Below are 8741 nucleotides of genomic sequence, written 5' to 3'. Positions count from 1 at the left end.
TAATTATCAACAAGCAGAGCTTATTGATAATAATTTATGAAACACTTAGTTTTTGAGGATTGGTAGTGATTGGCTCAAACACAGTCAGGTAATTGATTTGATGATGAGGCTAGCCTCATCGAACTCAGGTTACTAAGTTTTTGAGATATTCGAGGAGTTCTTGTGGGTTAGCGGGATTTACCCAGATCATTTCGGTAAGATCGAGTTTGACTACGCCCAAGCCGCGTGAATTGCCGCCGCCTAAAGGAATCATTTCATTTTCAAACTGGTTTAAACCGATCGTTAGTAACCCCAGTTCGGCATCACTAGCATTCTCGACGATCGCCTTGAAGGAAAATAGCGTTCCCGCTGGCACTACTTGAAAATCATACTTGCGCCCATCCGCCGCCGTTTCGGTATCGCGTTCGATCGATACGCCATCCCGTTCTTGGTATTGCCCGAACCATAGTTCTTCCACTACAGGCAAATCTTGAATTTGGAGTTTTCCCGCCATCCACGGCGAACCAAATAGGAGGGAAACTCGATCGGTCATCGCAATTAAAGATTGAGTTAAACTCGCATCATCAGTCGCAGCTTCTTTCTGTAGCTTAAGTCGATTCATCCAGTAGGAATTCACCAATTCGCTCGGATCGATCGCCAATGAAAGATCGATACCCCGTAAGAAACTTTCGAGACGCGATCGCATTGCCCCCTTGAAGCTAGAACCTGGAATCAATGGGCGACCTAAAGCATCTTTCATCACAGGTAGATCGGAGCTAGTCGGATCGAGCGATCTTCCAGCACCGATCCTAAGGGCGGTAACAGTAGAAAGTGTCCCCGATAGTTCTAAGCGGTTTTTAAAAGTGTCAAACATAGTAAAATATTTTGAATTAGCCTTGCTTACGCTTATAAACTAAGTATCGGGAACCATAACCAAGATAGCGACGAACTAAATTCATATGAATTTCGTTAGTTCTAATAGCAATATTTTCGATGTCTTTGTTATTTTGAATGGCAATATCTTCAGTCTCTTCAGTATTTTGAGTAACATCCTCAATCTCTTTATTGCTCTCAGTAGCAACATTTTCAGCTTCTTCTATATTTTGAATAGCAATATCCCCAGCCTGTTCGGGTTTTTTAGAACTAGCGGCTGCTTTGTCTTTTAAATATTGTTGAATATCTGAAACAATTGAGTCTGCTTTAACCTTTAGTTTTATGATGTCTAAAACAATTGCTTCTGCGAGCGAACCTTCTCCACGACCCCATTTTTCATCTCGCCCTACTTGATAACGCAGGAAATTTTTCACTACCTCAGCACTGTCGGTTGAAGTTGCCACATTTAGTAAATTACGAAATTGTGCTTCTTCTAAAGCTTTGTTGCCAGTTTTGCCATACACTTTTCCGTCTAGCGCAGTTTCGATCGCTTGGACGATCTCATCTTCTGCATCCCTAATTCCCTTTTGAATTTTTAGATCTATTTCTAAACTCATACAGCCTCCTCTCTAAATACACGATGAAACTCGTCACAAACCCGCACCTGTCCGAATCCTTCCATAGTTCGATCGCCGATCCCGCGATTTTCTAAATTGGTTAAAGCAGCGATCCACTCTTCTTGATGGGCAGATTCAACACTAAATAGATAGACCGAACCGCGATCGGTTACAAGTTCGGTATCTTTCATCAATCCCCAAGCGTTATTCCAGCCCGAACGATAGTCATAACTACTGTAGGCTGCTTCCAGTTTTACCTCGCCAGAGAGATTACCCGCTGCTGTTTGGAGTATAGCTGGAGAAATAACGATCGATCGTTGCCAGCGTTCGGTAAGAATCGCCTCAGATTGCAAGCCGATGGTAAAGTATGTTCGATCGATGGTTGGATCGAGTACGGATCGATCGAACATGCGCCAGAGTCGCCAACGGTTTTGGAAAGCGGTATTGAATGCCCCCAGTCGCTCGCGCAGATCGGAGCTAGGATCTTTCGGTTCTTCCTTTTCGGGGCTAAGATTTGTCGGTTGTAACTTTAATGATTCTTTCTCCGGTAGCTTCAATGATACTTTCCCCAAACCCCTTGAAGTAGAACCGCCTAAACGAAGGTTCTGAGCATTGCGCTTTAGATAGTCGTAAAAATCCTCAGCGATCGATTCCACCACCAAAATGCTGCCACAGAAAGCCATTGACACATCCTTACCATTCTTGCACTTGACTTCATCCAAAACTTGAATGCTATAGAGCAATTGGTCTTCAGCAGTTGCGCGGCGGCGGTTAATCCCCGCACGAGTCAGCAATCGAGTACTGGTAGAATGCACTAAATATCGATCGTCACTCCGACTATAAAACACCTTGTATGGATCGACCCTACCGCCATCTTTTGGGCAATTAGGGTCATAAACTTGACCGAACAGATCGGCATAAAAGCGATCGATCGTCGAATCAAATACTCCATTCCCTTTGGGTTTAAATCCAGGCTTTCCCTTCGCGCTGAGGGCAGTAGCAGGCAAAACCCGCACATCGGAATTTACCTGAAGGCGATCGCCCAGATCGGCAATTGCCGGATAAGCATTCTGAAAAATTCCCCCACCATCGATAAACAGGGTTTTAAAGTCACTATCAGGATCGTTCGCAAAATCGGTTCCTGTCTTCCGTGCTTCCCGAATCATCAGCCCCGCGATTGCGCCGCGAATGACTGAGCCAGGAATATAAGTTTCGACTTCACTAATCGAGCCACCAGGTTTTTGCCTGCCGATCGCCAGAGGTGAATGGGCGGTAATTTCGAGGTTGATTCTTATCATCCTTTAGCACCTCCCAAATCGATCCAAGCTCGATCGTCTATCGGTATCTCACCCCATTCCCAAGTCAACCATCCCAATCCCGCCGATTTACTGCCCCCCAAAGCATTAATATGTCTCAATCCTGCACAAATTAATGCTGTTGCATAGTGGGGCGGATCGATCGTGTGAATCTCACCAGTGAATTTTAGTTGGAGATTAGGCGGAGAGGTTTCTAAGTAATACAGTTTTCGATCTTCAGCGGTGCGGCGACGACGGTTGATGGTGACACCAGGACGAATTACTTCATTGGGGAGATCTTCAGGGGAAGTCGTACAAATTAGATCGTCAATTAACAACCTCGATGGTAGCGAAGGATCGCCAAAAATCGAACTGATAATGCAGTGCGGCGATCGATCTAGTATTGGAGGGATGGGATAATTTCCGACCATATTACGGGGGCTGGGAGATCTACTCACCTCCCAGCCCAAACCACGCGCAATTTTTTCGCATTCATGTCGGAGTCTACCCTTGAGATGAGAGCCAGGAATAATCATCCATCCAGCCGCATTCCGCACGATCGGTTTATCCGCCAAGGAACCAGCCGAGCCACCTGCCCCGATACAGAGTGCAGAATCGATCGTTGCTGTCAGGGAATAGGTTTGAAATGTTGGTTGTGCGACTAATGTAGATAATTTCATCGGTTTAACTGGGTGGCATTTTCGGTCTTAACGGTTACGAAGTCGTACAGATCGACAAGATCTCGCCAAATGGTTTCATAGCCCGACTTATCCTGTGCATCTGACTCAGTGTAATACATCCACGGAGCCAAGCTGCCATTATTAGTCTCAGCATCGCACCAGCCAAACTCAAATTGGTCTTTAAGTACTTTTTGACCGTCTGGCTTGAGTCGGACGCGAAAATAGCGATAGTTCAAAATAGCCGTCCGCTTGCCGCGATCGAGCAAACTGCGAATCTGATAGAGTTGGGATTTGGGGAATTCTGCGGTTCTGAGTGTCTGTACGACTTCAATTAAGCCACCTAATTCGTGCAGGGTATAGGGTGCAGCATAGAATTTGAGTTTGAGGTCGCCAGCGGATTTTACCAATCCTTCTTGGCGAAATTCTTTGATATTCGATGAAATCATCGTTACGGATTTTAGCACCAGAAAATCCACCGTACCACCATAATAGCCATGTGGTTTGAGAAGTTTCGATCGCTCTTTTGCCGACTTGAGTAGTTGATTTGTTAGATCTTCGGCATAGTAGATCGGGGTAGTTTCAGCGGTAATTAGCACGCCTGTGGACATACTCAAACTACTAGCAGATGGCTCGGCTGTTGTCGGTTGATAGCGATGGATTTTCGATCGATCTTCATCCCCAGATATCTGATACTCTGGGATACCAGCTAAATGCTTTTCAAACTCCTCGCCTAATGTTTTGGAGATCGCTAGAGCCTTATCCGCTGGAACGACGAGCATGACATCATCACCGCCGATCGTGATAATTTCAAAGGGATGAATCCATTTTCCATTCCGCCCTTCACTTTCGGGATCGGTTAATCCCTGAAGTCGATGGGGATGCAGATGTTCGGCAAGGGCTTTATAGACAGATTGTTCGGTAGCTGTAAAAATATCCCGACTAAATTTTTGATATTCTTGTGGGGTTTTAATCTTTTGGATATAACCGCCCATATTATTACCATCGGCATAAATATAAGCCACAAAACCTCGACAAACATTGCCAATTTCTCTAAGCGATCGCGCTTCTTCAGTTACTCTCTCTTTTCCCTCAAAGTATCGATCTATTAGACTTTGCTTGCTTAGGAATCTTTCATACTTCCTTACCCAAGTTTCAATCCTAGAATTTGGTCGCCATTGTAATCCTAATCGCCGATACCAATTATCGGTAATATCCTCTCGCTTGGCGATTTGTCCGACGAGACGTTTACGTGCGGCTGATTCTGAATACCAAGGTTCATCAGGTAATAGCTTGACTTGAGCGATCGCCGATCGCTTATCGCCGCCATCCCGTCGTAAATACGGATGGGTTTCAAACATTACTGGAAACTGCCGACTGGGACGACCAATTTCAGGATTGCCGCTGCGACGTTGGTTGAATAAAACAGCCAAATTACTCGTCAATTCATTAAAGCTTTTTCGTTGGCAAAAAGCCTCCCACAGACCATCCGCTGTAGTCAATTGAGGAGCTACGTAACCAGAAATAAATTTTTGGGTTTCTGGATTTTGATAAGCTTTTTGGTAATCTGCGAACCAGAAAGTTTCATCAGTAATTTCATCTGGCAATAAACCAAATTTGATTTCTAATGGCTTGAAAATTGCTCCCACCGCACAAGAATTGGCAGTTAAAGTTTCTGATGTATATCGCTTCTCGATCGCGTTAGCCAATCGATCTACTACTTCCGATGGACAAAATGCCAGAATATTTCCACCTGTAGAATAGATGATTAATTCTGGAATTAGCGCGTAAGCTAATCCTGCCAAGCTGCTATCGGTTTCTAGCCACTCATGCCGAATTTTCTGACAGTATTCTTTCGCGCTCTGACATTCAGGAAAATATTCAGGATCTAGATCTTCATCTCCATGAAAAAAGGCTGGGAGATCGACCAAATTGATATTATCTAGTAACGCCGAAGCCCCACGAATTTCTTGCAACTTGGCAGCTTCAAACACATACTGCTTAATTTTCGTTGCTCCACCGTAAACCATCCCAATCCGTTGCTCCCATAGTAAGGGGCGATCTTGAATCAGTGACTGGATCTCAACAATCTGTTTGGGAAGCTCAAGATCTTCCCTCATCAGGTTAACTACGGCATCAACAATCGATTGGAGACTATCACTACAAGGTAAATCGCCGTAAAAGCGATCGCGCAAGGCTTGTAATTGAACACCTCGATTTAGAGTGGGAGAATAGCCCAAACACCATGCGATCGCTATTTTTATCCGGCGTTGAATTCGATCTGTCGATTCGATCTGCATAGGCTTAAATGTTGCTAACTAGATACTAGTGTTAGGCGGAAGAGATCGTTAGAATACTTGCTAGCTACCAATAATCAACTTTCTCATCATATCTATTTTCGCGATCGATCGTGTAACTGTTTAGATTATGTAATATTGGCAATCTTAAATTATTTAAAGATGTCGATCCTCATGCTCGATCGAGTGCTATGTTCAGGCCATTGAAGTCGATGTAATTTTCTAAATCGACGCACCCCCCACTGCACCTTGAAAACCGCATAACTTCGTCGAGCTGCGTCGATACCATACCTAGCAAGGCTTCCACGCGCTAATTTCTTTGGTTACATCCGAAGTTTCCTCACTTACTAAAGGGGTGCGTCGATTTGATGGCTGAAACTCATACTGGGTGAGCCTCCGATCCAGAACTCTTCCGTAGTACTTTTCCCCGCAAGGGGATGGAAACATTTTTACCGTCAACTGTCAAAAGTTGACGGAACAAAAACTTCCGTAGTACTTTTCCCCGCAAGGGGATGGAAACTAAAGAATGCCAGAACTTCAAATTGAGAAAGAAACAGCCCCTTCCGTAGTACTTTTCCCCTTACGGGGAAGAAAACGCTCAAGTTGGTAGCGATCGAATCAAATGTCATCTCTATATCGATCGAGCGTGGAGAGAGTTTGTCGACCGCCTTCTAGGCGTTGCAACAGAATACGTGCGGAATTCTGCAAGATCGCCTCCAAAAGTGCATTCTCTCGTCGAATTTTTGAGCTTAAACTGTCCAAGTATCAAATTTTAAAATTGGCTCAGAGTAAAGGTTATCTGGAAGTCGAAATAAAGGAGCGAAGTACCCTTGAAGCGATTCGATCGGAAGATAAGCTGTTTTACATCTAAATTTTTTGACTGAATCCCTCGCGGCAAAGGTTCTAGAGGACAAAAAGAGTGTTTTAAATGTTTGACAGCTTATCACCTTGATTAGACTGATACTCTGAAACCTACGTTTTTGGTTTAGGCCTTAGTGGTGCAGAAAACTATTTTTTCTAATAAGAAAATGAGATAACTTTAGAAAATTCAATTCGCCGAGCTAACTTTGCTCGTTTTTTGAGAGAGGCACAAGCTGGAGATATTTTCACCCAAGGAATGGGTGTGAGAAACGGAATCGGTAGAGCTTGGTGGCCTAACGTTTTGACAGTTCTGATGCCAAGTTGTAAAAGACTTAAACCTCTCTCGCCGTGCCAATCTATCTTACTTCTAGAGCGTGTTTCTATCATTATCAAGCCCAGTCTAATCGCTAATATTTCCGCAATCTCTATCATCATCAGTAAGTTACTCAAAGCTTTAGGATCCCTAATTTTCGACCTTAATATATCAAAAGTGCCAGACTTATAATCTTTAAATCGAGGCTCAACTCCGCCAAATCTTTTGCCATAGAGCTGGAATATTTGTAGTGATAAAGGTGTATTTGTCAGTACAGCCCAAGGTTCTTTGACCCCACGACAGTTAGCCGTTCCCAAATTGCACTCTACATCCCCAAGCACTTTAACGCCTGGAAATAAGTACACTTGGTCTTTAGGTGGAAATAGTTCCTTCAAAGATTGTGTTTTGCCATTAGCCAAGGTGATTTGGAGATTAGATTTGACTCTGATCCCCCAATTCCATCGCTCTTGTGTGAGCCACCGCATCAACTCAGAGTGCTCAAATCCTCTGTCTGCTAATAAAGTTGGCTGTGAACCTATTGGTAAGCGAGATTTGGCTGCTTCTAATACAGGTTTGTATTGCTCAAAGCCAACTGTAGAGCTGCCATGTTCAATCACAGTTTGAGCTAGAGTGATGGAGCGTCCACCCCATGCAATACATACTTCAATCAGACAATAGGTATCCCAAAACATACTGGTATCCATGACTAGGATTAGTTCTTGTCCTGTCCATTCTTTGAGAAATTGTTTCAGCAATGGAACGTAAAGCACTCGATCGCTAATTGCTGGGTTATTCATGAAGTAGCTTAATCGCTCCAGATGGCTTCTGGCCTGACAGTCCCGGTGGCTCAAATATGGAATCCAGTGTGCTAAACAAGCACTTTCCGATTCTAAAATTGCTGCCACTATTTCTGCACAGTTCTTCAGGTGACGTAAATCTTTGGGGATAATCCATTGACCAAGTTGTTCAAATAATTGATGATAGAGTTGGGGCGTAGCCATTATTTTATGTGGATTTGTTTTTCGCTAAAACAATCGAACCACGGCGCAAGCCCCTTTTCTATTAATTATTGTTCTCTAGATACCGTAAGCCTTTCAGGACTTTTCTGCACCACTAAGGGTTTAGGCTTAACGATCTTTTTTAAATCTAGCTTGGCAGATTTATTAGAATTAACAGTATTTGCAAATTTTGTAGATTGACTTGCTTGAGATTTCGGTAAGTACGAATCACGATATTTATTTTTTGCCATTTCTAGTGACTCAAATTCTGCCCAACGACGATCGCTCGTGGGTAAGGTTATCGAAGGCTTAAATTGATTTTTAATCGTGCTATCACCAGTTAATGCCGCAATTAATATTGCAATCAGGTAACAACATTCATCCGGCTGTGTTACTACTTGTTTTTCTGAGAACCGGATCGTAATCCAGTTACCAGCAGCAAAGAAACGATCGCGGATCTTGTCTTTATCATCATCGATGCAATGGTGTGGCTTGCCAGTATCGCCAACATAAGGTTCATCGATTTCAAGATCGAAGCTCAATCCACAAGATAGTTGAAGGCAAAAATCCGCACTATATGGCGCGTGAAAGCTTGGAATATTGAAGCTATAGCTAGGTTTGAGAATTGACTCGAAGTATCTGATTAGATATTTATTAAATTCTGGTTCTGACGTTCCAGCTTGTGCTGTGGAAATTCCATCATGCCCTAGAACTTTGCCGGATAGTATTTGCTGCCAGTTTGGAATTTGCAGCTCTTCTGAGACAATTATTTGGTTAGTTTCGACACTATTATTCTGGAGCGATTTCTCGATTGACTGTCGATTTAGCTTG

Annotated in this window: 6 protein-coding genes and 1 pseudogene; all 7 read right to left on the bottom strand. The window is 43.5% G+C overall.

From position 1 onward, the window contains the following. Positions 1-124: 124 nt before the first annotated feature. Entirely contained in the window at positions 125-853 is a 729-nt protein-coding gene (csx7, locus tag ACEW9I_RS24235; RefSeq protein WP_373542900.1) for a CRISPR-associated RAMP protein Csx7, read from the bottom strand. Positions 854-869: 16 nt separating this feature from the next. After that, positions 870-1469 (bottom strand): hypothetical protein, encoded by a 600-nt coding sequence (locus ACEW9I_RS24230; RefSeq protein ID WP_373542899.1) that lies wholly within the window; start codon positions 1467-1469, stop codon positions 870-872. Next, positions 1466-2767, bottom strand: coding sequence for a CRISPR-associated RAMP protein Csx10 (gene csx10 / locus ACEW9I_RS24225; protein ID WP_373542898.1), 1302 nt, complete (start codon positions 2765-2767; stop codon positions 1466-1468). Before csx10 ends, ACEW9I_RS24230 begins: the two co-directional genes overlap by 4 nt. Next, entirely contained in the window at positions 2764-3444 is a 681-nt protein-coding gene (locus ACEW9I_RS24220) for an RAMP superfamily CRISPR-associated protein (RefSeq protein WP_373542897.1), read from the bottom strand. Before ACEW9I_RS24220 ends, csx10 begins: the two co-directional genes overlap by 4 nt. Further along, positions 3441-5741, bottom strand: a complete 2301-nt coding sequence (gene cas10, locus ACEW9I_RS24215; protein ID WP_373542896.1) for a type III-B CRISPR-associated protein Cas10/Cmr2 — start codon at positions 5739-5741, stop codon at positions 3441-3443. Before cas10 ends, ACEW9I_RS24220 begins: the two co-directional genes overlap by 4 nt. A gap of 1014 nt (positions 5742-6755) precedes the next feature. After that, positions 6756-7913 carry a transposase gene (locus ACEW9I_RS24210; protein WP_373542895.1) on the bottom strand — a complete coding sequence of 386 codons (1158 nt, stop codon included), beginning with the start codon at positions 7911-7913 and terminating at the stop codon, positions 6756-6758. Positions 7914-7978: 65 nt separating this feature from the next. Beyond that, a pseudogene (locus ACEW9I_RS24205) lies at positions 7979-8741 on the bottom strand (hypothetical protein); the annotation flags it as partial.

The organism is Chamaesiphon sp. (assembly GCF_041738855.1).
Classification (GTDB): domain Bacteria; phylum Cyanobacteriota; class Cyanobacteriia; order Cyanobacteriales; family Chamaesiphonaceae; genus Chamaesiphon.
The sequence above is the reverse complement of the archived record's forward strand: the minus strand, read 5'-3'. Positions and strand labels throughout refer to the sequence as shown.

Bases quoted from the DNA above. Each gene is read 5' to 3' on its own strand.
- csx7 (WP_373542900.1), bottom strand. From the start codon at position 853: ATGTTTGACACTTTTAAAAACCGCTTAGAACTATCGGGGACACTTTCT.
- ACEW9I_RS24230 (WP_373542899.1), bottom strand. From the start codon at position 1,469: ATGAGTTTAGAAATAGATCTAAAAATTCAAAAGGGAATTAGGGATGCA.
- csx10 (WP_373542898.1), bottom strand. From the start codon at position 2,767: ATGATAAGAATCAACCTCGAAATTACCGCCCATTCACCTCTGGCGATC.
- ACEW9I_RS24220 (WP_373542897.1), bottom strand. From the start codon at position 3,444: ATGAAATTATCTACATTAGTCGCACAACCAACATTTCAAACCTATTCC.
- cas10 (WP_373542896.1), bottom strand. From the start codon at position 5,741: ATGCAGATCGAATCGACAGATCGAATTCAACGCCGGATAAAAATAGCG.
- ACEW9I_RS24210 (WP_373542895.1), bottom strand. From the start codon at position 7,913: ATGGCTACGCCCCAACTCTATCATCAATTATTTGAACAACTTGGTCAA.